Source organism: Geodermatophilus sp. SYSU D00814 (assembly GCF_054050055.1).
On the sequence record NZ_JBJGYP010000006.1, the window covers coordinates 23,966 to 48,524 of the forward strand.

The window sequence follows — 24,559 nt, forward strand, 5'->3', positions numbered from 1 at the left end:
CCCACGTCTGCGCCGTCGGAGGACCCGATGACCGAGCGCCAGCAGCAGCGCCCCCTCGGACCCGGCGCGGGAGCCGCGCCTCCGCCACCTCCCGGGGAGGCGGACACCGGGACCGGGCCCACCGTCCTCGGGTTCCCGCCGGACACCGCGGAGGACGACGTCGAGGACGTCGAGCCGGCCCCGGGGGGCACGGCGGTGGCCGGGGTGGCGGTCGGCCCCGGACTGGTCTACGTGCGGCGCCCCGACCTCGTCGCCGGCGCGCTCCTGCTGCTGGCCGGCGTGGCCGACGGCGCGAGCGTGTGGCTGCCGTGGGACCGGGGTGAGACGACCACCGGCCTGGACCTGGTGGTCCGCGCCGTCGGCGCGGCCCGGGAGGGCGCCGCCGAGCTCGCGCGCACCGGCCTGTGGCAGCCGGCGACCGTGGCGGTCGGTGGCGCCGTGCTCGTCGTCCTCGGGCTCCTGGTGTTCCGTCCCGCGCGCGGCCACCGGGTGTCCGGGGTGCTGGCGCTGGGGGTCGCCCTGGCCGTGGCCGCCGCGGTCGTGGCCCGGCTCGCCGACGCCGGCTGGGACCCGCGCGCACCCGGGTGGGGCGTCTGGTGCGCCGCCGCGGTCGCCGGTCTCGGCGTGCTGGGCGCGCTGAAGGCCGCGCTCACCGCGCCCCGGGTCACCACGGCGCCGGCCGAGCGGCTCCCGGTCGGCTAGGACCGGCCCCGCCCGTCCGTTCCGGGTGCGGTGGTGGGGTCCGACGCGTCGCCGGGCTCCCGTCGCAGCCGGCCCCGCTCGTCGAGCAGGGCCAGGGCCGCCGGGTCGACGTCGGCGAGCTCCCTGCTGAACAGGTACCCGGGGTCGACCGGCTGCCGGCCGAGCAGCCGGCCGACCGGGGCGAGCGCGCCGAACAGCACGCGCTGCACCCGCGGCGGCGGCGAGGTGAAGACGATCGTGTCGCGGTAGGCGCGCAGCGTCACCGCCGCCTGCAGCAGGTGGGGCAGCCCCCGGGCGTCGACGAGGCCGTCGCGGGCCAGGCCGAAGGTGGTGGCCACCACCCGGACGAAGCGGTCGCCGGGGGCGACCTCCACGAGGACCTGCGCCTCCTCGTCGCCGACCTGCCACCAGTCGTGCTCGGTGCCCGGGGGGACCTCGGCCGACTCGCCGGCGCCGAGCACCGCGTCCTCCCCGCCCACGCGGAAGGCGACCTGCCCGGCCAGCACGCGGAACCGCTCGGCGGACCCCGGGTGCACGTGCGGGGCCGCGACCCGGCCGCCGGGCCGGACGAACAGGTGGGCGACCAGCGTGCGGTCGGGGTGCCCCTCGGGGTCGGTGAGCAGCACCGCGCGCTCCCCGGTGCGGGGGTTGGTGAAGACCTCTCCCCGGCGCGGGGAGTGCACGGTCTCGGGCTCCATCGCGATCACCGTCCTCTGCCGGTGCCGCGACCATCGTGGCGCTCCCCGGGACGGGAGCGCCAGGACCTCAGCCCCGCGCGCGGCGGCGGGCCTCGGCGTCGAGCTCGCCGGCGTAGCGGCGCACCGCCTCCCGGAGGGCGTCCTCGACGTCCCAGCCGCGCTCGGCGGCCGCCGCGACGACGGCGAGCAGCCGCTCGCCCAGCTCCTCCGGCGAGGCCGAGCCCAGGTCGGCCGGCTCCGGCGTGAGGTACCCGGCGCGCGCGGCCCGGCGCACCAGCGCGGTCCCCCACGCGGTGGCCGGCTGCGAGCGCGAGACGCCCTCGGTGGGCGAGCGCCGCTGCTTCTCCGCCTGCTTGATCTCCTCCCAGCCGGCCTCGACGCCGGCCACGTCCCGGGGGCCGGCGTCGCCGAAGACGTGCGGGTGCCGGCGGACGAGCTTGTCCACCAGGTCGCCCGCGACGTCGTCGACGTCGAAGCGCCGGTCGGGTCCGGCCTCGGCGGCGACGCGCGCGTGGAACACGACCTGCAGGAGCACGTCGCCGAGCTCCTCGCGCATGGCCGCGGGGTCGTCGTCGACGATCGCGTCGTAGGCCTCGTGCGCCTCCTCGAGCAGGTAGCCGCGCAGCGAGGCGTGGGTCTGCTCGGCGTCCCAGGGGCACCCGCCCGGTGAGCGCAGCCGGTCCATCACCGCGACGACGTCGAGCAGCCGGGCGCCGGGCGGCTCGGGAGCGCCCTCGACCACCTCGGCGCCGGGCACGGACTCCCCCGGCCCGGCCAGCACGGCGACGTCGCCGTCCAGCTCGGCCGGGTCACCGACGTCGGTGACCTCCCGGCCGGCGGTGCGCAGCACCGCCGCGGTGGCCGCCGCGCCGGGCAGCGCGGCGACCCGCCGGCCGTCCAGCGCCGCCCAGCCCGCCGGGCCGAGCAGCCCGGGCAGCCGGGGGCTGACCGTGACGACGACCGGCGGCACGCCTCAGCCCCCGGCCGGGGCGGTCGGGTCCCCGGTCGAGGCGCCGGTCGCGTCCCCCGTCGTGTCCTCGAGGAGGTCCACGACGCCGCCGTCGGCCTCCTGCACCACGTCGTCCTCGAGCACGCCGTAGCGCGGGTTCACCTTGGTCGACAGGTCGTCGCTGACCTCCTGGACCACGGCGGCGCCGGCCTCCTCCACCCCGGTCGCGGCCTCGCTCTCCAGCTGCGGGCGGACCTGCTCGAAGGTCGGCGTCGTGCGGCCGCCCACGAAGACGACGACCACGCCCGGCACCTGCGGGAGGGTCTGGGTGAAGCCGGTGCCGGCCGGCGCGGCGGCGATGCCCTCGGCCAGCGGCCCGCTGACCTCGCTCGCGGTGGTCGGCTGCAGCTGCGGCAGCGTGTTCTCGCCGGGGAACCGCGCCGCCACCGCCGGGTAGGAGGCGGGATCGGCGGTCAGCTCGGCGAGGGCGGCGTCGGCGGTGGCCTGGTCGGGGACGACGAAGTAGCCGAGCTGCAGCTGCTCGAGGCCGGCACGCTCCTGCTCGTAGCGGGCCCGCAGCGCGGCCTCGTCGAGCGCACCGGCGTCGCCGGTGGCGGCCCCCAGCTCGCGGCGCAGCAGCTGCTGGCGGGCGCTCTCCCGGACGTCCTCGGCCGAGTAGCCCTGCGCGGCGGCCTGCGCGTACAGCGCCGAGGCGTCCTGGCCGGCCAGCGCCTGCTCGATGAACGCGTCGAGCTCCTCGTCGGTGACCTCGACGTCGTGCTGACGGGCGGCCGCGGCGTAGACCTCCTCGCGCACCAGCAGGGTGAGCACCTGGCGGGTGTAGTCGGTCCCCTGGCCGCCGACGGCCTCGGCGATCGCCGGGTCGGCGAGCCGTTCGTCGACGGCCGCCTGCAGCTCGGCGACGGTCACCTGCTCGTCGCCGACGTAGGCGGCCACCGACGGCGAGGTCCGGCAGCCGGCCAGGGCCACAGCGGCCAGGCCGACGGCGATCGACGCGGTCAGCCGACGGGTGCGCACCAGCGGAGCCTGCCACACCCGGCGCGGGGTCCGGTGCAGGCGGCGGACCACCCGGCGGGGTGGAGTCCTCCCGAGGGGTGATGGCCGCGGGCGCGGCCGCTGCGAGCATCGCCGGCATGCCGCCGCCCGCCCCCGTGCCCGCGTGCACGGTGGCGCCGGGCGTGACCGTCACCGTCGTGCCCCTGGTGGCCGGCGACGAGGAGCTGGCCCGCGCGGAGGCCCTGCTCGCCCCCGGGGAGCGGGCGCGCGCCCGGCGCGGGACGCCGGCCGTCCACCGGCGCCGGGTCCTGCTGCGCGCCGCGCTGCGGACCGTGCTGGCGGCCGAGCTGGGCACCGACCCCCGCCGGGTGCCGCTGACCACGGCCGCCACGGGCCGCCCGGAGCTGCCGGCGGCGACGGGACTGGACGCCGGCTGCTCGGCCGCCGGCGCGCTGGGGCTGGTCGCGGTGGGCCGCGGCCGCCGGATCGGCGTCGACGTGGAGCCCGTGGCGCCCTGGACGCCGGCCGTGGCCGGGGAGGGCTGGCTGCACCCCACCGAGCTGCGGGCCATCGCCCTCCTGCCGCCGCACGCCCGCCCGGTCGCGGCGACCCGCGCCTGGACCCGCAAGGAGGCCGTCCTCAAGGCCCGCGGGACCGGCCTGCACGACGACCCGGCCACCGTGGTCACCGGCGTCGGGCGCACCGGCGGACCGGTGGCCGGCTGGACCCTGCACGACGTGCCCGTGCCCGACGGGTGGGTGGCCAGCCTGGCGGCCGCCCCGGACGAGGAGACCCCCCGATGACGCTCGCCCCCGCCGTTCCCCAGCTCGCGCGCTTCCGGGCCCGCTGCGAGGAGGTGACCGGGACCGCGCTGGACGCGCCCGGCGCCCTCCACGCGTTCTCCGTCGAGCAGCCCGAGCTCTTCTGGCGCACGCTGCTGGACTGGTCGGAGCTGCCGTGGTCGGGCTCGGCCGACACCGTCCTCACCGGCACCGACGTGGAGACCGCCCGCTTCTTCCCCGACCTGCGGCTGAACTACGCCGAGGTGCTGCTGCGGCCGCTGGACGACGCCGGGGACGACGCCCCCGCGCTCACCGCGGTGCACGCCGACCGACCGGCCGAGCGCTGGACCCGCGGCGAGCTGCGCGACGCCGTCGCCCGGACGGTGACCGCCCTGCGACGGCTCGGGCTGGCCGAGGGCGACCGGGTCGTGCTGATCGCGGCCAACACCGGCGAGACGGCCGTCGTCGCCCTCGCCGTGGCCGCGATCGGGGCCGCCGTCTCCACCGCCGCGCCGGACATGGGCGCGGCGTCCCTGCTCGGCCGCTTCGCGCAGGTCGAGCCGGCCCTCCTCGTCCTCGACCGCCGGGCGGTCCCCGACGACGTGGTGGGCGAGGTCGTCGCCGGCCTGCCGACCCTGCGCCGGGTGCTGCTGCTCGACGACCGGCCGCTGCCCGAGCTGGACCTGCCGGTGGACCGGCTGGCCGACGCCACCGCTGACGCCGAGCCCGCGACCGGGTGGCCGCGCCACGCCTTCGACACGCCGCTGTTCGTGATGTTCTCCTCGGGCACCACCGGCCCGCCCAAGGCGATGGTGCACGGGGTCGGCGGCACCGTGCTCGAGCACGTCAAGGAGCACCGGCTGCACGTCGACCTCGGCCCCGGCGACACGCTGTACTTCCACACCACCACCGCCTGGATGATGTGGAACTGGCAGCTGTCGGCCCTGGCCACCGGCGCCTCGGTCGTCGTCTACGACGGCCCCGTCGCCGGCCCGGAGACGCTGTGGCGGCTCGCCGCCGACCACCGCGTGACGGTGTTCGGCACCAGCCCGGCCTACCTGCAGCTGTGCCAGGACGCCGGTCACCGGCCCGCGGAGGACCTCGACCTGTCGGGACTGCGGGCGGTGCTCTCCACGGGCGCCGTCCTGCACGACTGGCAGTTCGACTGGGTGGCCGAGGCCGTCGGGCCGGTGCCGGTGCAGTCGGTCTCCGGGGGCACCGACATCATCGGCTGCTTCGTGCTCGGCGCCCCCGACGTCCCGGTCCGGCGGGGCCGCTGCCAGACCCGCAGCCTCGGGATGGACGTCGCGGCCGTCGACGAGGACGGCACCGAGGTCGTCGGGCAGGTCGGCGAGCTGGTCTGCCGGCGGCCCTTCCCCAGCCGTCCCGTCGGGTTCCTCCGCGACCCCGACGGCAGCCGCTTCCACGCCGCCTACTTCGCCGACCACCCGGGGATGTGGACCCACGGCGACCTCGTCGAGTTCGACCCCGACGGGTCCTCACGGCTGCACGGGCGCTCCGACGGCGTCCTCAACATCGACGGGCTGCGCATCGGGCCCAGCGAGATCTACACGGTGCTGCGGCAGCTGCCCGAGGTCGCCGACGCGATGGCCGTCGAGCAGCGCGACGACGGCCGGCCCGGCCTCTCCCGGATGGTGCTGCTCGTGGTGCTGCGGCCCGGCGCCCGGCTCGACGGCGGGCTGGACCGCACGATCCGGCGCACGCTGCGCCGGGAGGCCTCCGCCGCCCACGTGCCCTCGCTGGTCGTCGCGGTGGGCGAGCTCCCGCTGACCCACAACGGCAAGCGCTCCGAGCGCGCCGCCCGCGACGCGGTCAACGGCGACCCGATCGCCAACGCCGTCGCGCTGCGCAATCCCGGCTGCCTCGACGAGATCCGCCGCGCGGTCGCCGCCGCCGCCGTCCCGGCTGCGCCGGAGGAGGACGACGGGCTCGACGCCCGGGTCGCGCGCATCTGGTGCGAGGTGCTCGGCGTGCGCTCGGCCGCCCCCGACGACGACTGGTCCGACCTCGGCGGCACCTCCCGCCAGGTGCTGAGCCTGCTGCGGCGGGTGCGGCTGGAGCTCGACGCCGACGTCCCGGTGCAGCGCTTCGCGGAGGACCCGACGCCGGCCGGCCTAGCCCGGGCCGCGGCAGCCGCGCTCACCGCCGCGCCCGCGGGGGTGGCCGAGCTGCGGGCCGGGGAGGGCCGCCCGGTCTTCCTCGTCCCGGACGCCTGGGGTCAGCTGAACCTGTACGCGGGGCTGGTGGACCGGCTCGCCACCACCCGGCCGGTGCTGGGCCTGCGGCTGCCGCTGCGGGACGCCACGGGACGGCACCGCACCATCGAGGAGGTCGCCGCCGACGCCCTGGAGCAGGTGCGCGGCGCCCAGCCGGAGGGGCCCTACACGCTGCTCGGCTACTCCTTCGGCGGCCTGGTCGCCTACGACGTCGCGACCCGGCTCCGGGCGGCCGGGGAGGAGATCGGCTGTCTGGGTCTGCTCGACGCCCGCCCGCCCCGGGCGGCGCTCAGCCGGTTCGAGTCCGAGCGGGTCCGCTGGGCCGGCCGCCGGGCCACGCTGCGGGCGGCGCTCCAGGGGGCGCTGCGCCGACTGACCGGCCGGCGCCGGCCCGCCGCACCCGTGGCCGCCGCCGCGGCCCCCGACCCCGAGCTGGCGTTCTTCCTCGGGACGCAGGAGGTGTCCGAGGCCTACCGGCCCGGCCGCTTCGACGGCCCGGTCCGCTACTTCCTCGCCGCGGGCTCCCGCGCCGCGGCGTCGCGGACCCTGGGCGCCTGGCGGCGCAGGGTCGGCGAGCTGCGGGTGGTCGACGTCCCCGGCTACCACGGCGACCTCGACGACGAGCGGATCGGGATGCTCAGCGACCGGCACGTCGGCACGCTGGCAGCGGAGGTCTCCGCCGCCCTCGACTGAGCTCAGGCGGCGATCGGCTGCTCGAGCACCGCCTTCAGCAGCGAGTGCAGGTGCTCGAGCAGCGCGACGTCGCGCAGCGGGGTGCGCCGGTCCGGGCCGACCGGCACCTTCAGCGACACCGTCGAGACGGTGGACTTGTAGGTGGCGCCGTCGGCCAAGCGGGACAGCCGCATCTGCTGGGACTCGCGCAGGGACACCGGCGAGACCCGGATGGCCCGGCCCTGCAGCGACACCTCGGTGACGCCGAGGGCCCGCATCGCCGCGCGGAAGCGGGCCACCGCGAGCAGGTTGAGCACCGGGGCCGGCGGGGCGCCGTAGCGGTCGGTCAGCTCGTCGAGCACGGCCTGCGCCTGGTCGTCGTCCTGCACCGAGGCGACCTTGCGGTAGGCCTCCATCCGCAGCCGCTCGCCGGGCACGTAGTCGTGCGGCAGGTGCGCGTCGACCGGCAGGTCCACCCGGACCTCGACCGGCTCGGCGGGCGCCTGCTCGCCGGTGACCTGGGCGCGGTAGTCGGCCACCGCCTCGCCGACCAGCCGCACGTACAGGTCGAAGCCGACGCCGGCGATGTGCCCGGACTGCTCCCCGCCGAGCAGGTTGCCCGCGCCGCGGATCTCCAGGTCCTTCATCGCCACGGCCATGCCGGCGCCGAGGTCGGTGTTGTGCGCGATGGTGGTCAGCCGGTCGACCGAGGTCTCGGTCAGCGGCCGGGAGGGGTCGTAGGTGAAGTAGGCGTAGGCCCGCTCGCGGCCGCGGCCCACGCGGCCGCGGATCTGGTGCAGCTGCGAGAGGCCGAAGGTGTCGGCACGGTCGACGACCAGGGTGTTGGCGTTCGGGATGTCCAGGCCGGACTCGACGATCGTCGTCGCGACCAGGACGTCGTACTCCTTCTCCCAGAAGCCGACCATGATGCGCTCGAGCTCGTGCTCCTTCATCTGACCGTGGCCGACGGCCACCCGCGCCTCGGGCACCAGCTGCCGGATCTTCGCCGCGGCCTTGTCGATCGACTGCACCCGGTTGTGGATGACGAAGACCTGGCCGTCGCGCAGCAGCTCGCGGCGGATCGCGGCGGCCATCTGCTTGTCGTCCCAGGCGCCCACGTAGGTGAGCACCGGGTGCCGCTCCTCGGGCGGGGTGAGGATCGTCGACATCTCGCGGATGCCGGTCAGGCTCATCTCCAGCGTGCGCGGGATGGGGGTGGCCGACATCGACAGCACGTCGACGGCCGTCCGCATCGTCTTGAGGTACTCCTTGTGCTCGACGCCGAAGCGCTGCTCCTCGTCGACGATGACCAGCCCGAGGTCCTTGAACCGGGTGGTCTGCTGCAGCAGCCGGTGGGTGCCCACCAGGACGTCGACCTCGCCGGCGGCGAGCTGCCGCAGCGTCTCGGCGCTCTCGGCGTCGGACTGGAACCGGGACAGCACCTTCACCGTCACCGGGAACTGGGCCATCCGCTCGGAGAAGGTCTTGAAGTGCTGGTTGGCCAGCAGCGTCGTCGGCACGAGGACGGCGACCTGCTTGCCGTCCTGCACCGCCTTGAACGCGGCGCGCACGGCGATCTCGGTCTTGCCGTAGCCGACGTCGCCGCAGATGACCCGGTCCATCGGGACCGGGTTCTCCATGTCCCGCTTGACCTCGTCGATGGCGCCGAGCTGGTCGGGCGTCTCCTGGAACGGGAAGGCGTCCTCGAGCTCCCGCTGCCAGACGCTGTCCGGGCCGAAGGCGTGCCCCCTGGTGGCCATGCGGGCGGAGTAGAGGCGGATGAGCTCGGCGGCGATCTGCTTGACCGCCTTGCGGGCCTGGCCCTTGGTCTTCTGCCAGTCGGCGCCGCCGAGCTTGGACAGCGCCGGCTGCTCGCCGCCGACGTAGCGGGTGAGCTGGTCGAGGGCGTCGGTCGGCACGAACAGCCGGTCCGGCGGCTGGTTCCGCTTGGACGGGGCGTACTCGACGATGAGGTAGTCGCGCTGCCCGCCGTTGACGGTGCGGCTGACCATCTCGATGTAGCGGCCGATGCCGTGGTGCTCGTGCACGACGAGGTCGCCGGGCTGCAGCTGCACCAGGTCGACGGCGTTGCGGCGGCGCGCGGGCATCTTCTGCGCGTCGCGCATCGTGGTGCCGCGCTGGCCGGTGAGGTCGTGCTCGGTGACCAGCGCCAGCTTCACGCCGGGGAGGGTGAAGCCGGACTCCAGGTTGCCCTGGGTGATCGAGGTCAGCCCCGCCTCGGGCGCGGACTCGAGGCCGGGCACCAGCCGCACGCCGAGGTCGGCGGCGCCGAGCTGCTCGGCCGCGCGCTGGGCCGGGCCGGGCCCGGCGAAGGTCAGCACGACCCGCCAGCCCTCGCGGGTCCAGTCGCGCAGCGTCCCGACGGCGCGGTCGAGGTCGCCGGCGAAGCGCTCGACGGTGGTGGCCTGCAGCGCGGCGTCGTCGTCGCCGAGGGTGAAGGCGCCGGTGGTCCACCACGGCAGGCCGCGGGAGCGGGCGGCGGCCTCGACGTCCTCGAGGGTGCGGAACGACGACGCGCCGAGGTCCAGCGGGGCCTCCCCCGCCTCCGCGGCGGTGGCCCAGGACGCGGCGAGGAACTCCTCGGCGGTGCGGACCAGGTCGGCGGCGCGGCTGCGCACCCGCTCGGGGTCGGCGACGAGCACGTGCGTGCCGGCGGGCACCAGGTCGGTGAGCAGCTGCAGGTCGCCCTCGACGAGCGCGGGCGTGAGCGACTCCATGCCCTCGACGGCGATGCCCTCGGCGAGCTTGCCGAGGACCTCCGCGAGGCCGGGGTGCTCGGCGGCCAGCTCCGCGGCGCGCGCCCGGACGGCGTCGGTGAGCAGCAGCTCGCGGCACGGCGGGGCCCACAGCCGCTCGGGCCGGTCGTCGAGGGAGCGCTGGTCGGCGGCGGAGAAGTACCGCAGCTCGTCGACCTCGTCGCCCCAGAACTCCACCCGGACCGGGTGCGGCTCGGTGGGCGGGAAGACGTCGAGCAGGCCGCCGCGGACGGCGAACTCGCCGCGCTTCTCCACCAGCTCCACGCGGGTGTAGGCGGCGTCGGCCAGGGCGCGGGCGACGTCGTCGAGCTCGACGGTGTCGCCGGGGCGCAGCTCGACCGGCACGAGGTCGCCCAGGCCCGGGGCCAGCGGCTGCAGCACACTGCGGACCGGGGCGACCAGCACGTCGATCCGGCCGTTCTGCCCGGGGTCGGTCAGGTCGCGCAGCACCGCCAACCGGCGACCGACCGTGTCGGCCCGCGGGGAGAGCCGCTCGTGCGGCAGCGTCTCCCACGCCGGGAAGGTCTCCACCCGGCGGTCGGGCAGGAAGCAGCGCAGCAGGTCGGCTGCGACGTCGGCGTCGCGCTCGCCGGTGGTCACGAGCAGGACCGGCACGTCCGCGCCGGGCTCGGCCGCGGCCAGCGCGGCGGCGACCAGCGGCTGCACCGGCGGCGGGGCCGGGACGGCGAGCTCGGCCGACCCCGCGGCGGCGACCACGCGGGCCGTGCCGGGATCGCTGAGGACGACGTCGAGCACGCCGCGCAGGCTCACGGGGACTTCCTCCTGGGGACGACGGCCCGCAGAGCGCGCCGCCGAGTGCGGCGCCGGGGCCCTCCCAGGCTAGTCCGCGGACAGCCCCCTCGCCGGGACTCCCAAACCGGAGGACCGGGTGACACTCCGTGAGGCCCCGACCGGGACGGACGGGCCCGGCGCCTCCGTGCCCGATCCCCGCCGTCACGGATCGTCAGGACACGCGTGAGGGACACCCGGACAGGGCGACGGATCAACTACGGCGGCGGGCCGATCGACACGATCCAGCGCCATGGCGAGCGTCACAGCTCAACCTCTTCCCGCTCCCCGGAGCCCGCTCGGGACCGGATCGCCGATCCCGGACCCCGACGCGTGCGCCTGCCACACCGTCTCAGTGGCGGGCACTCCACTGGCCGCTCTCACCGAGGCGGCCGTGGCCCAGCGGGTCGTCGCCGGCTGGGCGGACGGAGAGGGCGGCTGGATCGTGACCGTCAACGTCGACATCCTCCGCGCGACCGCGCGGGACGCCGACCTGGCCCGGCTCGTCTCCGGGGCGACCATCGCGGTCGCCGACGGCATGCCGCTCGTCTGGGCCTCCCGGCTGGCCGGGGACCCGCTGCCGGAACGCGTCACCGGTGCCTCACTGGTCGACACCCTCGCGGGCGCAGCGGCCGCGGCCGGGCACTCGATCTACCTCGTGGGGGGTGACCCGGGGGTCCCCGAGGCAGCCGCCGCCGCACTGGCCGGGCGTCATCCCGGTCTCTCGGTGGCCGGCACGGACTCCCCGCCCTACGGCTTCGACCGATCCGAGGAGCGGGTGGCGGCGGTCGTCGACAGGATCGTCACCGCCCGTCCCGACCTCGTCCTCGTGGGACTGGGCTTCCCGAAGCAGGAGCGGCTGATCGCCCACCTGCGGCCGCTGCTGCCTGCGGCCTGGATGCTCGGCTGCGGCGCCGGCATCCCCTTCGCCGCCGGGCAGTTCCGCCGGGCGCCCGGGGTGGTGCAGCGGATGGGCGCCGAGTGGGTCCACCGCCTCGCTCTGGAGCCCCGGCGGCTGGCGCGGCGCTACCTCGTCGAGGACCTGCCGTTCGCCCTGGACGTGCTCAGCCGGGCGGCCGCGCTCGGCTTCGCGACCCGTCCGGTGACCGGCGGGACTCCGGGCGTCGGCCACGAGGAGGTCCGGGCGTGAAGCGGAATGAGAAGGCGGTGCCAGCCTCCGGCGGTGCTGACTACCTCTGCTTCGCGGCGCAGGACTGGTGGTACCACAACCAGGCGCACTCGGACTTCCAGCTGATGCGCTCGGTGGCCCGCAGCCGGCGGGTCCTCGTGGTCAACAGCATCGGCATGCGGATGCCGCGCCCGGGAGTGAGCACGCACGTCGTCCGGCGGCTGGCCCGCAAGCTCCGCAGCGTGGCCCGGCTGGTGCGGCGTCCGCTCCTGGACCTGCCGGGCTTCCACGTCGTCTCCCCCCTGCCCCTTCCCTTCTACGGGTCCGCCCGCGCTCGCCGCTGGGCCGCCCGGTTCGTCCGCGTCCAGGTGCGGGCGGTCATGTGGTGGCTGGGGATCCGGGAGCCAGTGGTCGTGGTGACGGTGCCGACCGCGTGGGACGTCGTCCGGCCGATGCGCCGCCGGTCCCTGGTGTTCAACCGGTCCGACCGGCACTCGGCGTTCCCGGAGGCCGACACCCGCTCCATCGAGGCCATGGAGAGCGACCTCCTGGCAAACGCCGACCACGTCCTCTACGTCAGCCGCGCACTGATGGCGGAGGAGGCGCCGCACACGGGTCCGCGCGGCCACTACCTGGACCACGGCGTGGACGTCGAGCACTTCCGTCGCCGCCCACCCGAGGAGTGGCCGGCCGACATCCGTGCGCTCGCCGGACCACGCATCGGCTTCTACGGCGCGCTGGACGACTTCGTCGTCGACTTCGACCTGCTGGAGCGGCTGGCCGCCGAGGTCCCCGAGGCCTCGCTGGTGCTCATCGGGGACGCCAACCACCCGATGGGCCGCTTCGACCGCTACCCCAACGTCCACTGGCTGGGGCACCGGCCCTACGAGTCGATCCCCGCCTACGGGTCCGCCTTCGACGTCGCCGTCATGCCGTGGCAGGACAACGGCTGGATCGCGCACGCCAACCCGATCAAGCTCAAGGAGTACCTGGCGCTCGGCCTGCCGGTCGTGAGCACCGACTTCGCCGAGCTGGCCGGCTACCGGGACCGGGTGCGGATCGCCCGCACGCCCGAAGAGTTCGTGGCCGCGGTCCGCCGGACGCTCGCCGACGGCGGCCCGTCGACACAAGCCCGGCTGCGGGGATCTGTGCTCCACTGCTCGTGGGACTCCCGCGCCTCGACCTTGATCGAGCGTGCAGAGGTCCTCTCGAGCGCCTGAGACCCACCAACGACATGACGGGCCACATCGGTACGAGGAGATGTGGGTAGGAGGAGGCGTGTTGTCACTCCCCTACGCGCGCCCCCGCCGGCTGCGGCTCACGCATCGACTCCCCGGGCCCGTCGTCCGAGCCATGAGGGTCACGGAGGTCGGCACCTGCTGCTCCCGGGGCCTCGGCCGGGAACAGCGACGGCCGAGAGTCAGCCACTCCGGCTTCCGACCTCGGCAGCAGGACGGACCGTGAAGCCGAGACATCCCGCTCCGCGTCCTCCTCCGGCGCCTCGTGGCGGCCCGTCGCTCGACGGCTCGGGCGGCGCTCCTCTCGGCGGAGCGCCTCCCGCCCCTCTGCGATGGAGATCGCGGCGAACAGCAGGATGACACCAGCCCCCACGACCCCCACCAGCGACCGGATGGTGCCCGACACGACGACGTGTCCACCGGTCGGCTCTGCCACCGGTAGTGGCGTGATCAGCGCGCTGGGGTCCGCGCCGTACACCTGCTGCAGTGCGGCCAACTCGGCCTCCATGCGCTCGCTCACGAGTGCGAGGGTCCGTTCCGCCTCGGCAGCGCTGGTCCCCGTGCCGACGATGTCCACGATCTGACCCGAGGTCGGGGAGGGACCGATGGTGTATCCGGCGTCCGCACCTTGGCCGACGAGGGCGTCGCGAACCGTGCCGCCGCTCATCCGGGCCGACAAGACCTGTCCGACGGTCCCCTCGTTGGCGAACCTCAGGTACGGGTTGTTGCGGTTGACACCTGCCAGAGACGGATCACGCTCGATCTGCGCGTCCGTCGGCGGTGGTGCCGGGTTGACCAGGACATACGAGGCGTTTGCCTCGTAGTCACGGGGCATGACGAGCACCAGCCAGGCACAGGCGGCAGCGGTCAGCACCACCACCAAGCCGGTGATGACCCAGTGTCTCCTGATCGAGCGCAGGATGGCGAAGAGGTCCACGGTCAGTCTCCGTTCACGTCGTGGACAGTGGATGCGGGTCCATGCGGCTCCCGGCGGGACAGCACCCAGCACGCCCCTGCGCACCCGGTCACCAGCGCCTGTACTCCGACGAACATGTTGAACGCGAAGGCGTCGAAGGTCGCTGCGCAGACGGCCCCGGCCAGCGCGGCGCCGGCCAGCGCGCCGGCGACGGCCCGCAGGACGGGGTCCCGGGAACGCAGGCGCGCGCCGAGCGCGGTCAGCACCGGGACCAGGAAGTAGATGATCAGTCCCGTCATCCCGATCAGTCCCAGCTCGATCGCGCTCTTGAGGTACTGGTTGTCCAACACCGCCAGGAGGTCTGCCGGGAGATAGGTTCCACCACCGAGGCCGGCCCAGGGGTGCTCGGCGACCAGACGCGCGACCATCGGGTAGTCCTCGATCCGGCTGGACACCGACGTGTCGGCGCTTCCGGCGCCGATGAACTCCGCGAGTGTCCTGAGGTAGCCCGGCCTCGCGATACCGATCGCGAAGGCGCTCGCAGGCAGCAGGACGAGTGCGGTGACGCGCGGTCGCGCCGGCAAGGAGAGCACCAACACCACCGATGCCACCAGTGCGGCCAGGACCGCCGATCGGGAGACCGAGGCGGGGATGGCCAGGCCGATCAGCAGGACGGGGAGCCACCGCGAGACCGCACCACGGGGCCGGTCGTGGACGGCCAGCACCAGGGCCAGCGGCAGCATCATGCCGGAGACGACGCCGAGCTCGATGGGGTGCATGGCTGTGCCGAAGACCCGCTGGAGGGCGCCGCGGGCCTGCCAGACACTCAGCGTGCCGTCGACGGTGAAGCCGGGCAGCAGGTTGCGGATGGGGCCGCTGAGATCGATCGTGAGGACCCATTGGAGTACGGCGACGAAGGCGCAGAAGGCGGCGCCGTAGACAGCCATCCGCAAGACGGTCAGCAGGTTGGCCAGACGTCCGAGGCCCTCAGCAGCCACGAGGACGACACCCGCTGTGCCGGCGAGCATCATGATCCAGCGATCTGCGGCCAGCTGTTGCGTGGCGTTGAGACCGTGGAACGGCGTCAAAGCCCAGCACAGCAGACCGGTGAGGACGAAGTAGGCGACCGCCGCGCGCGTGGGGTGGCGGACCTGCAGCGGGTCGTGTGCACCCAGCAGCGTCGAGGCGACCCACAGCACGAAGAGCATGAGCGCGATCAACCCGGCCACATAGCCCTGACCGCCCACGATCCGCAGCACGAGGTCGGACGGGAACACGAAGAGCGTGATGGCGTAGGCGCCGAGCAACAGCGTGGCTTGCCGTTCCCTGACCTCGACCGGCGACCAGGGCGCCTCCGCTGTGCCAGTACGCCGTCCGGGCACTCCAGCGGCGCGGGAGTCGGCTCGCGGCAGTGTCCGTGACGGCGACTCGGTCCGCCGAGGCTCGCCGATCGGACCGGCAGGTCCTGCGGTCACCGCGCGGCTCACGCAGAACTCCTGACGGCAGTGGCTCGATCCGGCGCGTGCTCGGCGCCCGGGAGACCGTGTCGCACTCTCCTGGAGAGGAGTGCGGCGAGGGCCCGGCGGTGACCCGCGTCCCCCAGCCGCAGTGTGCAGTGCAGGAGAGAGACCGCCCAGACAGCCGCCGCTGTGGGGCGGCCGTGCCACTTGCGGGCGTAACGCACGCGGTTGACGACCAGGAGCGCGGCGAGGTCGGGGGATTGCCCGGAACCGCCTCCACGGTGCCGCGCCACAGCTGCAGGTGTGAACCAGACAGAAGACCCCGCCGCCCGGATGCGGCGCAGGTAGTCGGTCTCCTCGGAGTAGAGGAAGAACCGGGGATCCCAGCGCCCCACCCGGGCCACCGCTGAAGTGCGGAGGAGGACCACCGCGCCGGTGGCCCACTCGATGGGGTGCTCGACTCGGTAAGCCGCCGCGTCCCGCACGAGTTCGGAGGACCATGGCGGCCGGCTCGGCAGGATGTCACCGAGCAGCGCCTCGCCGAGCGCCCGGCGCACCGTCGGCTCCCGCCGCAGGGATGGTGACGGGTGCCCATCGGCGTCGAGGAGACGGGGCACCACGGCCGCCGCGCCGGTGCGCTCACCACACGCCACCAACTGGGCGAGCGCCCCCGGTGCGAGCGTCAGGTCCGGATTGAGGACCGCCACCCATCGCGCCGGGGGAACCTGCTCCAGGGCGAGGTTGATGGCTCCGGCGTAGCCGAGGTTCGCCCCGGCGGGGAGCAGACGGGTCGCCGGTCGGCCTGCCACGACGCCCGCCACTTCGTCATCGGAAGCGTTGTCCACCACCAGGGTCTCCGCCCGGAGGCCCCGCAGCGCCGCCGGGACCGAGTCCAGTAGACGCGGAAGGTCCCGGGCACTGCGGTAGGTGACGACGACCAGGACGCAGTCGAGCGGGACGTCCGGCTCGGAGCCGTCCGGCACTCCACGCGCCGCCGTACGGGGCAGCGCGGTCCGGCTCATGGGCGTCCGCCGTCCTGTCGTCGTCCTCACACCGGGTCCGCGACGCTGGAGCCACCGCCAGGGCGCCCGGCGCCCCCGTCGACGGGCAACATACGGGCCCTGACCGGCTCCGTCACCGGGTTCTTCCCTGCCACGCCCGATCGTCCTGGCGTCCTCGATCGGCGAACCCGGTTGCGGGCGGTGGCCGCGAAGAACTTGACTCGGTCGAGCGCCTCGCGCCCCAGGACGGCTAGGACCACCGTCTTGATCGCCGCTCGGCCGGCCTCCCGGAGCGCGCGTCCTGGCCCACCGACGAGCACGTCTGCCGCGAGCGCGGCCCACCCCGGATCGGGAAGTCCCCCGGGCAGTCCGGGGAAGGCCTCGGTGTGTGTCGAGGGCCGCGTGCGGCGGCCGCGGACGCGGTTGCTGACGTTGCCTCCGTGCACGACCTGCAGCCAGCCCGGGTGACCACGGAGGACGACAGCAGGCATGTGGTCCACCAGCCCGGTGTGCCAGTCCGACCAGCAGGTCACAGGGTCGTCCCAGGTCTCGCGTACCGAACAGAAGGCGTTGTACCGGTCCAGACGGCGGTAGACGCGGTCGCCTCTCACGATGAGCCCCTCGCCGACGTACAGCGCCGCACGTCCGGGGGGAACCGCGGCGTCCTGCAGGCGGGCGACGAAGTCCCGCGCCAGGCCGTCGTCGTTGTCGAGGTTGGTCGTGAGCAGGTCTCCCGATCGGTCGCGGGTCACCGCACCGATGTCGGCCATCAGATCGGCGTGAGGCACCTCCTCGCGCAGGAGGGGAGTGAAGGAACCACGCCGCTCGTGGTCGCGCATCCACTCGAGCAGCCAGTCAGGGCTGGCCGGGTCGAAGTACACCAGCCAGCGGAAGTCGCGCCGGGTCTGGCCGAGCACCGAGGGGAGGCAGTGCCGCTCGAAGAGCGCGACCCGGTCCCGCAACCAGTTCTCCTGAGCCCGGACGAGGCTCTCGTGCCCACGGGAGGGGAGGTTGAAGCGGGTGAGCAGCACGTGGGTGACGAGTCGGGTCACTGTTGATCCCCCGTCAGGGGGATGCGGTAGACGTGCCAGGTGTACTCCTCGGCGAAGGTGTCCACGAAGACGCCGTTGCTGACTGGCAGCGACCTGTCCTCGAACAAGACCTCGACCTGCGTGCCGACACCTGACGGCAGTTGCAGGGTGCGCTCGCCGGGGCCGGCGCTGCCGTCGATCATCGCGAACAGGTAGGCCGATCCGTCCCGGGCCTTGAGCATGGTGTCCAGTCCGGGGCCGGCGTCCCATTCGTAGGACTGGGTGTTGAGTACCGGTGCCAGCTGGCGCACCACGCTGTTGACCTCGGCGGCGGCCGCGACCTGGTCAGCGCCGCAGAAGTCGTCCTGCACCTGGGAGAGGCGGATGAGGTTGCCGCCCTGACAGGGGCCACTGAGGGACTGGTTGAACCACACGATGCCCCTGGCTTCGTGGATCACCGAGTTCATGACCGCACCCTGCAGCTGACCGGATTGGATGTTCGCGGTGAAGGGGCCCCCTCCTGGCCCGCCGTTGAGCAGCTCCACGAACTGCCAGATCGCCTGGAGTCGACCGTCTGCGGCGTCGAGCTGACGGAGGGAGTCGACGACCGCACCGTAGCTCGACGCGGTTCTGCAGGTGTCTTCCCGTACGGGCACCAGGTAGACCGAGCCGCGGAACGGCTGCAAGTCGCAGAACGGGATCGTGTACCAGTACATGTCCACCGAGACGATGTCGCTGTAGCCGTTCACGTAGGCCTCGGTGTCGTCACGGGCCATGTCGGTGCTGATCACGCTCTGCGTGAAGTTCGCGTAGGCCGGCCGGTCGCCGGGCAGATCCCCGCGCAGCTTCTCGAGGTGTGCTCGGCCCTCCTCGGGGGTGTAGCGGCCGTCGACCTCGTCGTCGAGGAACGCGGCGGGCCAGTTGGCGCCGTCCTCAGGGAACGTCTCGTTGAGCTGCGAGCCCATCCAGAAGACGCCGTTGTCGGCGAACAGGCTGTAGGGCGTCGCGGCGTCCATGCCGATGTACGTGTTGATCCCGATCCCCTTGTCGTACTGGACCTCCTCGTCGGAGGAGATGCCGTCATGCCAGGCGACGACTGGGAAGAACGTGGGGTCGGTCCAGCCGGCCGCGACGGCCGCTGGGTACCGAGACCAGTACTCGGGGCCGCCCTCCCACGGGACCCGCGGGAGGGCGAGCAGCGCGACGTCGCCGCGTGGCGGGACGACACCGCCGGCATCGCCCCCGGAACCGGTGCCTGTGTCGTGGGTGGGCCCGTCGGCGCCCGTTCCGCCCTGCACGGTCCCGTCCCGGACGACGGCCAGGACGACGGCCAAGACCACGACCAGAAGCGCTGCGGTGCCTACCCACACGACCCGTCGACGCCGCCGATGTGCTGCGGGCGCCTGCGTCTCACCGGCCGATGCAGGTTCGGCGAGTCCTGTCCCGGTTCGTCCAGTCGGCGGTGTGCTCACGTCCGCTCCCCCTCGTGCGCGCGGTTACTGTGCAGCGCCATGTCGCTCACTGCCGCCTCCGTCGAGCCGTGATCCCGTCCGGGCGCGTCGTCTGGTATCCGGGCGTGGGCTGGGACGAGGTCACAGGGACCGACCGTCTCCTCGCGCAGGCGGTCTCCCGGCACCGTCCCGTGCTGTGGGTCGACCCGCCCGTTCCGCTCCAGCACTGGTTGCGCGAACAGGGCCTGCGCGGGCTGCTGCGACCGGTCAAGATCACCCGCCGCTCGCCCTCGCTGGTGACCATCCGGACCGCCGGCCCGCCATGGCCCAACCGACGTATGACGTGGCGGCTGTCCTCCTGGCGCGCCGGCCGTGCAGCGCGGTCCGCCATGCGGCGAGAGGGGCTGGTCCCGACGACCGAGGTGGTTGCCACCCCGCAACCCCGTCCACGTCTGGGCGGCACACGTGTCTACTACGCCACCGACGACTTCGCCGCCGGGGCCGATCTCATGGGGATCGACCGCGAGCTGCTCGCACGGTGGGAGCGCCGCCAACTCGCCAGCGCCGGAGTGCGGTTGGCCATCTCGCCGGTCCTCGCCCAGCGCTGGTCCGCCGCGGGGCACGACGTGCAGGTGCTCCCCAACGGCTGCGATCCCAGCGTCCGCAGGCAGGTGGCGGCGGCGTCTCGGCCAGCGCACCTCCGCTTGACCCGCCCGGTTGTCGGTGTGGTCGGTCAGCTCTCGGCGCGACTGGACCTCGCCCTGCTGGAAGCAGTGGTCGACGCCGACCTGTCGCTCCTGCTGGTCGGGCCGATCGACCCCTCCTTCGAGCCGTCGCGAGTCGCGGCCCTCATGGCACGCGACCAGGTCCAGTGGGTGGGCCGTCAGCCGGTCGAACGCCTCCCCACCTACCTCGCCGCCATGGACGTGGGACTGACGCCCTACCGTCTGACGGCGTTCAACCAGGCGAGCATCCCGCTGAAGACGCTGGAGTACCTCGCTGCCGGTGTGCCCGTGGTGAGCAGTCCCCTGCCGGCGCTCGAGTTGCTGCCCCACGGACTGGTCACCACAGCCGCGGAACCTCGGAAGTTCGCAGCGGCGGCGGCCTCGCTGGCCGTGTCGGGTCCGCCCACCGGATGGCGGGAGCGCAGCCTCGGCTGGGCCCACGAGAACAGCTGGGCGGCGCGTGCCGACGTGTTGCTCAGCGCGGCAGACCGCCACGGCGCCCCACCGCCGATCAGGCCGGCTTGGCATTGAAGTCGTCCCGGGCGACGTCCCCACGCAGCCGCTGGACCCGCCGCCGTGCCTTGTGTCCGAGCACCGAGGCGGTGCACCGCGCGCCCTCGGCCACCGTGCGTCCCCTCCCGGCGCGGGCCTCGACGGCCTGGAGATAGAGCTCGATCTGGGAATCGGCGGCCCGGCTCAGGCCAAAACGTTCTGTGACCAGTTCCCGACCGTAGGCCCCGAGTCGCTCACGGAGCGGCCGGTCGTCGAGCAGCGAGGCGAGGACCCCCGTCAGGTGGGCAGCCGCCCGCTCAGGGGTCCGGTTCCCCACGCCGTACCACCCCTGCTCCAGGAAGCACCCGACGGTCTCGGGGGTGAGCAGCTCGAAGAAGCCCCGCTCCCCCTGGACGACGAGCGGTCGAGCGAAGGCCAGCGCACGCAACGCCGACCCGCCCATCCCGAGGCACACGTCGGCGGCGTCGTACGCCCCGCGAGGATCATCGAGCTGGCCGGTGACCAGGACGACGACGCGACCCGCCTCTCGGTTGGCCTCCTCCGCCGCAAGCTGCACCTCGGGCGCCGCGGGACCGTCTCCCACCACGACCAGGCGGATGGCCCGGTGCCGGGTCAGCGCCGCGACCGCGCGGACGGCCGTGAGGATGCCCTCCAGCTTGAGCTCGTGTGCGAGCCGGGACACGACGACGACCTGGGCGGTACCGGGGTCGACCGGGTACGCGGCGCGGAACGCGGCCGCGGCGATCCCCGGCCGGTTGGCCTGCGTGTCGACCGGTGGCTCGAGGAGCTGGACCGGGCCACGCCGCACACGGCGGGCCTGGTCGGCCAGCCGCTGGGTGCCGACGACGAGCGGCATGGACGAGGGCAGGAAGGGCGGCACGGCCATGGACATCACCGTGGCCACGGCGGCCACGTGCGGTCGCAGGGCACGCACGGCGAATGCCTCGAGGGCCGGCGGCCACTCGTAACCGTGCAGGACGTCCAGCCCACGGTCGCGCACCAGGCGCGCCAGGTCGGCGGTGACCGTGGGCGAGGGGTGGAACGGCGCGGTGGCCGCCGGTACGTGCTCGAGACCCAGGTCGTGGGCGTGGGAGAGCAGGTCCCCGTCGGGCGCGTAGAGCAGCACCTCGTGTCCGCGATCGCGAACGGCCGCGGCGATCTCGAGCGCGTTGAGCTGGCTGCCGCCGATCTCCATCGTGTGCGGGTACACGAGGACGCGCAGAGGCCTCACGGGCGGATCCCTCCTGTCGAGATCGCGGCCCCGGTCGACGAGGGGACCGCCGGCACCGACGGGGCGACCTCCTGGCGTCCGAGGTCACTGCGGAGCCGCCGGACGTCGTCCCGCGCCCGGTACAGCAGCAACGCGACCGCCGCGACTGCCGGTACGGCGGCGGTCGCCAGCGCCACGATGTCCGGGTCGACGGTCCGGGACACGAGCCACGCAAGCGCTCCCACGACGGCGGCGACCCCGGCCGGCAGGGCGACCCGCCGACCGACCGCGGCGGGAGCGACCCCCGACCGGCTCACCGCGGTGAGGTAGACGGGCGCGACCACCAGCGCCGCAACGAGGAGGGACGCAGCCGCGGTTCCCTCCGCTCCGGCTGCCCGCGCACCCAGGACCGTCGCCGGAAGCAGCGCAGCGAGCCACACGACCTGGGCGGCGAAGACCGCCCGGGTTCGGGCCAGGACGACCAGGTGGTCGTAGTGCAACTCGAACAGCACCCGCAGCACGGCGAGTGCGGCCAGCCACGGCAGGGCCTCGGCCGCCGGGGCCCACACGGTGCCGTAGACCAGTCGCACGAGCGGCTCGGCGGCTCCACCCAGGAGCGCGCACACCGGCGCAGTGACGGCGGTGAGCAGGCCCGCGAACACGAGGAAGGTCGAGCGCATCACGTCGGGACGGTGTTGCAGCCGGGCGAGCGTGGCCGGAGCGACTGCCCTGACGGGTTGGGAGAAGACGGCGACCGGCCAGTTCGCCAGGTTGACCGCGAGGACGTAGAGACCCAGCGGGACCGGCCCGAGCACGGCTCCGACGACCAGTCGGTCGACGTTGCCGACAGCGAAGACGACGATGCTCGACCCCGCCAGCGGCAGCCCGAAGCGGAGCAGCGCGCGGGCTCGTCCGGGGTCGAACCCCAATCGCAGCGCCGACGGCGCGAACGCGGCGAGCAGCACGCCACCGGCGACGGCGCCGGTGAGCTGCCCGATGGCCAGGCTGATCGCCCCTGCACCGGCCAGCGCACAACCGATCGAGACGAGGGCGCCGACCCACGTGGTCACCTGGTCGGCGACGAGCTTGCGGTCCTGCCGGAACTGGCGTTGCAGGACTGCTGCCGGAGCGGCCACCAGGCCGTTGACGAGCACGCACACGCAGAGCAGCCGGACCGTTGGGGTCGCATCGGGCTGGCCCATGAGGTCACTGAACGCCGGTGCCGCGAACCAGCAGCCGGCATAGGTGACGAGGCTCGAGCCCACGGACAGCGTGGCGACGGTCGGTGCGATGTCCTCCGGCTCTCCCGGCCAGCGGACGATCGCCAGGCTGACACCAAGCTCGTTGAAGCTGAGGACGGCCAGCAGCGCCACGAGGGCGACGGCGAACGTCCCGAACTCCTCGGGACCGAGGATGCGCGCGAGTGCGATGCCGATCGCGAGGGTGCTCAGCTTGCCGATCGCCGTGCTCGCCACGCTCCAGCCGAGGGCATGCCCCGCACGATTGAAGAGCGAGGCCTCCTCGCTGACGCGCAGGCCCATGATCAGGCGTCCGATGCCGCCGGGATCGGAGCGTGCTCGAGGCCCGCGCCGGGACCTGGGCACACGTACGCCGCACCGCAGGCGGCGCAGGTCAGGTCGTCGAGCCGCTCGCCGCAGGCGCAGACCCAGCCGCGCTGCCGCGCGGGGTTGCCGGCGACGAAGGCGTGCGCCGGGACGTCACGGGTGACGACCGACCCCGCGGCGGCGAAGGCGTGCCGGCCGATGCGGGTGCCGCAGACGACGACGGTGCCCGCGCCGAGCGTGACGCCGTCCTCGACCACGGTCGGCAGCAGCGCGTCGGCGCCCTTCTTCACGTGGGCGCGGGGCCGCAGGTCGTTGGTGAACACGACGCCGGGGCCGAGGAACACGTCATCGCCGATGTCGACGCCGTCGAAGACGAGGACGCCGTTCTTCACGGTCACCCGGTCGCCGAGGCGGGCGCCGCCCTCGACGTAGGCGTGGTCGCACACGTTGCAGTCGACCCCGACGCGGGCGCCGGGCAGCACGTGCGCCCAGGCCCAGATCCGGGTGCCGGGGCCGACGTCGTCGCTCTCGCACAGCCCCAGCCGGTGCACCTGCACGCCGGGCGGCTCAGCCATGCCGCACCACCGCCCCGGCGAGCACCTCGGCGACGCGCTCCTGCTGGGCGGGCGTGATGCCCGGGAACAGCGGCAGGGAGAGGATCTCGCCGGCCGCCCGCTCGGCGACCGGGAAGTCGCCCGGCCCGTGACCCAGCGGGGCCAGCGCGCCGGTCAGGTGCACCGGCACCGGGTAGTGCACGCCGGCCCCGATCCCGGCCGCGTTGAGGTCGGCCAGCACGGCGTCGCGGGCGGCCACCCGCACGACGTAGAGGTGCCACACGTGCTCGTTGCCCGGCGCCACCGCCGGCAGCCGCACGCTCGGGACGCCGGCGAGCAGGTCCGCGTAGCGGTCGGCGGCGGCCACCCGCTCGGCGTTCCACCCGGCGAGCCGGTGCAGCTTGGCCCGCAGCACCACAGCCTGCAGGGTGTCCAGGCGGGAGTTGAAGCCCAGGACGGGGTGCTCGTACTTGACCTCGCTGCCGTGGTTGGCGAGCAGCCGCACGGTGCGGGCGACGCCGGGGTCGTCGGTGGTGACCGCGCCCGCGTCGCCGTAGGCGCCGAGGTTCTTGCCCGGGTAGAAGCTCGTGCCGGCCGCGGTGCCCCAGCCGCCCATCGGCACCCCGCGGTGGGTGGCGCCCTGTGACTGCGCGGCGTCCTCGACCACCACCAGCCCGTACCGCTCGGCGACCTCCCGGATCTGCGCCATCGGGGCCATCTGGCCGAACAGGTGCACGGGCAGCACCGCGCGGCACTCCCCCGCGACCGCCTCGAGGGCCGCCGGGTCGAGCAGCAGGTGCTCATCGTCGACGTCGACCGGGACCGGCCGGCCGCCGGCGCGCAGCACCGCCTCCGCGCTCGCCACGAAGGTGTTGGCCGGCAGCGCCACGGGGTCGCCCGCGCCGACGCCCGCGGCGCGCAGCGCGAACTCCAGCGCGTCGGTGCCGTTGCCGACGCCGACGCAGTGCGCCCGGCCGGTGAAGGCGGCGAACTCCTCCTCGAAGGCGCCCACGTCGGGTCCCTGCACGAACGCGGTCGTGGCCAGCACCCGCGCGAACCCCTCGGCCACCTCGTCGGCGATGCGGTCGCGCTGGATGCCGAGGTCGACCAGCGGGACCGGACGGGTCGTCACGGGTCGGTCGA

The 24,559-nt window shown here is 74.5% G+C and carries 19 protein-coding genes; 6 read left to right on the forward strand and 13 right to left on the reverse strand.

All coding sequences use genetic code 11. The features are described from left to right. The first annotated feature begins 27 nt into the window (after positions 1 to 27). Positions 28 to 702, forward strand: coding sequence for a hypothetical protein (locus ACI780_RS05895; RefSeq protein ID WP_456869499.1), 675 nt, complete (start codon positions 28 to 30; stop codon positions 700 to 702). Here the strand turns inward: ACI780_RS05895 and ACI780_RS05900 are convergent. The 3 genes from ACI780_RS05900 to ACI780_RS05910 all read right to left on the reverse strand — a co-directional run bounded on the left by ACI780_RS05900 (position 699) and on the right by ACI780_RS05910 (position 3,387). Beyond that, on the reverse strand, positions 699 to 1,400 hold the full coding sequence (locus ACI780_RS05900) for a cupin domain-containing protein (protein WP_457001440.1): 702 nt from the start codon (positions 1,398 to 1,400) through the stop codon (positions 699 to 701). The genes ACI780_RS05895 and ACI780_RS05900 overlap by 4 nt on opposite strands. A gap of 67 nt (positions 1,401 to 1,467) precedes the next feature. After that, the gene (locus tag ACI780_RS05905; protein ID WP_457001442.1) at positions 1,468 to 2,370 is read right to left on the reverse strand and encodes a MazG family protein; all 903 of its coding nucleotides are present in this window, start codon (positions 2,368 to 2,370) and stop codon (positions 1,468 to 1,470) included. Positions 2,371 to 2,373: 3 nt separating this feature from the next. Next, positions 2,374 to 3,387: a SurA N-terminal domain-containing protein gene (locus ACI780_RS05910; protein WP_457001444.1), complete on the reverse strand. Its 1,014-nt coding sequence runs from the start codon at positions 3,385 to 3,387 to the stop codon at positions 2,374 to 2,376. Between the two features lie 161 nt (positions 3,388 to 3,548). Here ACI780_RS05910 and ACI780_RS05915 point away from each other — a divergent pair, with 161 nt between their 5' ends. Continuing rightward, positions 3,549 to 4,169: a 4'-phosphopantetheinyl transferase family protein gene (locus ACI780_RS05915; RefSeq protein ID WP_456869503.1), complete on the forward strand. Its 621-nt coding sequence runs from the start codon at positions 3,549 to 3,551 to the stop codon at positions 4,167 to 4,169. Continuing rightward, positions 4,166 to 7,078 carry an acetoacetate--CoA ligase gene (locus tag ACI780_RS05920; protein ID WP_457001447.1) on the forward strand — a complete coding sequence of 971 codons (2,913 nt, stop codon included), beginning with the start codon at positions 4,166 to 4,168 and terminating at the stop codon, positions 7,076 to 7,078. Before ACI780_RS05915 ends, ACI780_RS05920 begins: the two co-directional genes overlap by 4 nt. A gap of 2 nt (positions 7,079 to 7,080) precedes the next feature. Here ACI780_RS05920 and mfd read toward each other — a convergent pair whose 3' ends face one another. Beyond that, a complete protein-coding gene (mfd, locus tag ACI780_RS05925) occupies positions 7,081 to 10,605 on the reverse strand; it encodes a transcription-repair coupling factor (protein WP_457001449.1) in 3,525 nt (1,174 codons plus the stop codon). A 373-nt stretch (positions 10,606 to 10,978) separates the two neighbouring features. On the opposite strand from mfd, the gene ACI780_RS05930 reads away from it, so the two are divergent. Together ACI780_RS05930 and ACI780_RS05935 are read left to right on the forward strand one after the other, a co-directional pair. After that, positions 10,979 to 11,773 (forward strand): WecB/TagA/CpsF family glycosyltransferase, encoded by a 795-nt coding sequence (locus tag ACI780_RS05930; RefSeq protein WP_457001451.1) that lies wholly within the window; start codon positions 10,979 to 10,981, stop codon positions 11,771 to 11,773. Continuing rightward, positions 11,770 to 12,972 carry a glycosyltransferase gene (locus ACI780_RS05935; protein WP_457001453.1) on the forward strand — a complete coding sequence of 401 codons (1,203 nt, stop codon included), beginning with the start codon at positions 11,770 to 11,772 and terminating at the stop codon, positions 12,970 to 12,972. Before ACI780_RS05930 ends, ACI780_RS05935 begins: the two co-directional genes overlap by 4 nt. A gap of 64 nt (positions 12,973 to 13,036) precedes the next feature. On the opposite strand, the gene ACI780_RS05940 is transcribed toward ACI780_RS05935, so the two are convergent. Genes ACI780_RS05940 through ACI780_RS05960 form a run of 5 tightly spaced genes read right to left on the reverse strand, consistent with a single transcriptional unit; the run spans position 13,037 to position 18,732 of the window. After that, positions 13,037 to 13,927: a hypothetical protein gene (locus tag ACI780_RS05940; protein WP_457001455.1), complete on the reverse strand. Its 891-nt coding sequence runs from the start codon at positions 13,925 to 13,927 to the stop codon at positions 13,037 to 13,039. Positions 13,928 to 13,929: 2 nt separating this feature from the next. Beyond that, positions 13,930 to 15,393 carry an O-antigen ligase family protein gene (locus ACI780_RS05945; protein WP_457001457.1) on the reverse strand — a complete coding sequence of 488 codons (1,464 nt, stop codon included), beginning with the start codon at positions 15,391 to 15,393 and terminating at the stop codon, positions 13,930 to 13,932. Next, positions 15,390 to 16,388, reverse strand: a complete 999-nt coding sequence (locus ACI780_RS05950; RefSeq protein ID WP_457001459.1) for a glycosyltransferase family 2 protein — start codon at positions 16,386 to 16,388, stop codon at positions 15,390 to 15,392. Before ACI780_RS05950 ends, ACI780_RS05945 begins: the two co-directional genes overlap by 4 nt. Positions 16,389 to 16,414: 26 nt before the next feature. Continuing rightward, entirely contained in the window at positions 16,415 to 17,419 is a 1,005-nt protein-coding gene (locus ACI780_RS05955) for a glycosyltransferase (RefSeq protein ID WP_457001461.1), read from the reverse strand. Next, positions 17,416 to 18,732, reverse strand: coding sequence for a hypothetical protein (locus ACI780_RS05960; protein WP_457001709.1), 1,317 nt, complete (start codon positions 18,730 to 18,732; stop codon positions 17,416 to 17,418). The genes ACI780_RS05955 and ACI780_RS05960 overlap by 4 nt, the downstream gene beginning before the upstream one ends. A gap of 206 nt (positions 18,733 to 18,938) precedes the next feature. Here ACI780_RS05960 and ACI780_RS05965 point away from each other — a divergent pair, with 206 nt between their 5' ends. Continuing rightward, positions 18,939 to 20,105: a glycosyltransferase gene (locus ACI780_RS05965; protein ID WP_457001463.1), complete on the forward strand. Its 1,167-nt coding sequence runs from the start codon at positions 18,939 to 18,941 to the stop codon at positions 20,103 to 20,105. Here ACI780_RS05965 and ACI780_RS05970 read toward each other — a convergent pair. Genes ACI780_RS05970 through ACI780_RS05985 form a run of 4 tightly spaced genes read right to left on the reverse strand, consistent with a single transcriptional unit; the run spans position 20,086 to position 24,548 of the window. Continuing rightward, complete coding sequence (locus ACI780_RS05970; protein ID WP_457001465.1) at positions 20,086 to 21,318, reverse strand: glycosyltransferase family 4 protein; 1,233 nt, start codon at positions 21,316 to 21,318, stop codon at positions 20,086 to 20,088. The two genes, ACI780_RS05965 and ACI780_RS05970, sit on opposite strands and share 20 nt — an antisense overlap. Further along, complete coding sequence (locus ACI780_RS05975) at positions 21,315 to 22,838, reverse strand: oligosaccharide flippase family protein (protein WP_457001467.1); 1,524 nt, start codon at positions 22,836 to 22,838, stop codon at positions 21,315 to 21,317. Before ACI780_RS05975 ends, ACI780_RS05970 begins: the two co-directional genes overlap by 4 nt. A gap of 2 nt (positions 22,839 to 22,840) precedes the next feature. After that, complete coding sequence (locus ACI780_RS05980; RefSeq protein WP_457001469.1) at positions 22,841 to 23,437, reverse strand: acyltransferase; 597 nt, start codon at positions 23,435 to 23,437, stop codon at positions 22,841 to 22,843. After that, on the reverse strand, positions 23,430 to 24,548 hold the full coding sequence (locus tag ACI780_RS05985) for a DegT/DnrJ/EryC1/StrS family aminotransferase (protein ID WP_457001471.1): 1,119 nt from the start codon (positions 24,546 to 24,548) through the stop codon (positions 23,430 to 23,432). Before ACI780_RS05985 ends, ACI780_RS05980 begins: the two co-directional genes overlap by 8 nt. Between the last annotated feature and the right edge of the window lie 11 nt (positions 24,549 to 24,559).

Excerpts from the sequence above, each read along its gene's own strand:
- ACI780_RS05895 (WP_456869499.1), top strand. The coding sequence starts at position 28 with ATGACCGAGCGCCAGCAGCAGCGCCCCCTCGGACCCGGCGCGGGAGCC.
- ACI780_RS05900 (WP_457001440.1), bottom strand. The coding sequence starts at position 1,400 with ATGGAGCCCGAGACCGTGCACTCCCCGCGCCGGGGAGAGGTCTTCACC.
- ACI780_RS05920 (WP_457001447.1), top strand. The coding sequence starts at position 4,166 with ATGACGCTCGCCCCCGCCGTTCCCCAGCTCGCGCGCTTCCGGGCCCGC.
- ACI780_RS05950 (WP_457001459.1), bottom strand. The coding sequence starts at position 16,388 with ATGAGCCGGACCGCGCTGCCCCGTACGGCGGCGCGTGGAGTGCCGGAC.
- ACI780_RS05975 (WP_457001467.1), bottom strand. The coding sequence starts at position 22,838 with ATGGGCCTGCGCGTCAGCGAGGAGGCCTCGCTCTTCAATCGTGCGGGG.
- ACI780_RS05980 (WP_457001469.1), bottom strand. The coding sequence starts at position 23,437 with ATGGCTGAGCCGCCCGGCGTGCAGGTGCACCGGCTGGGGCTGTGCGAG.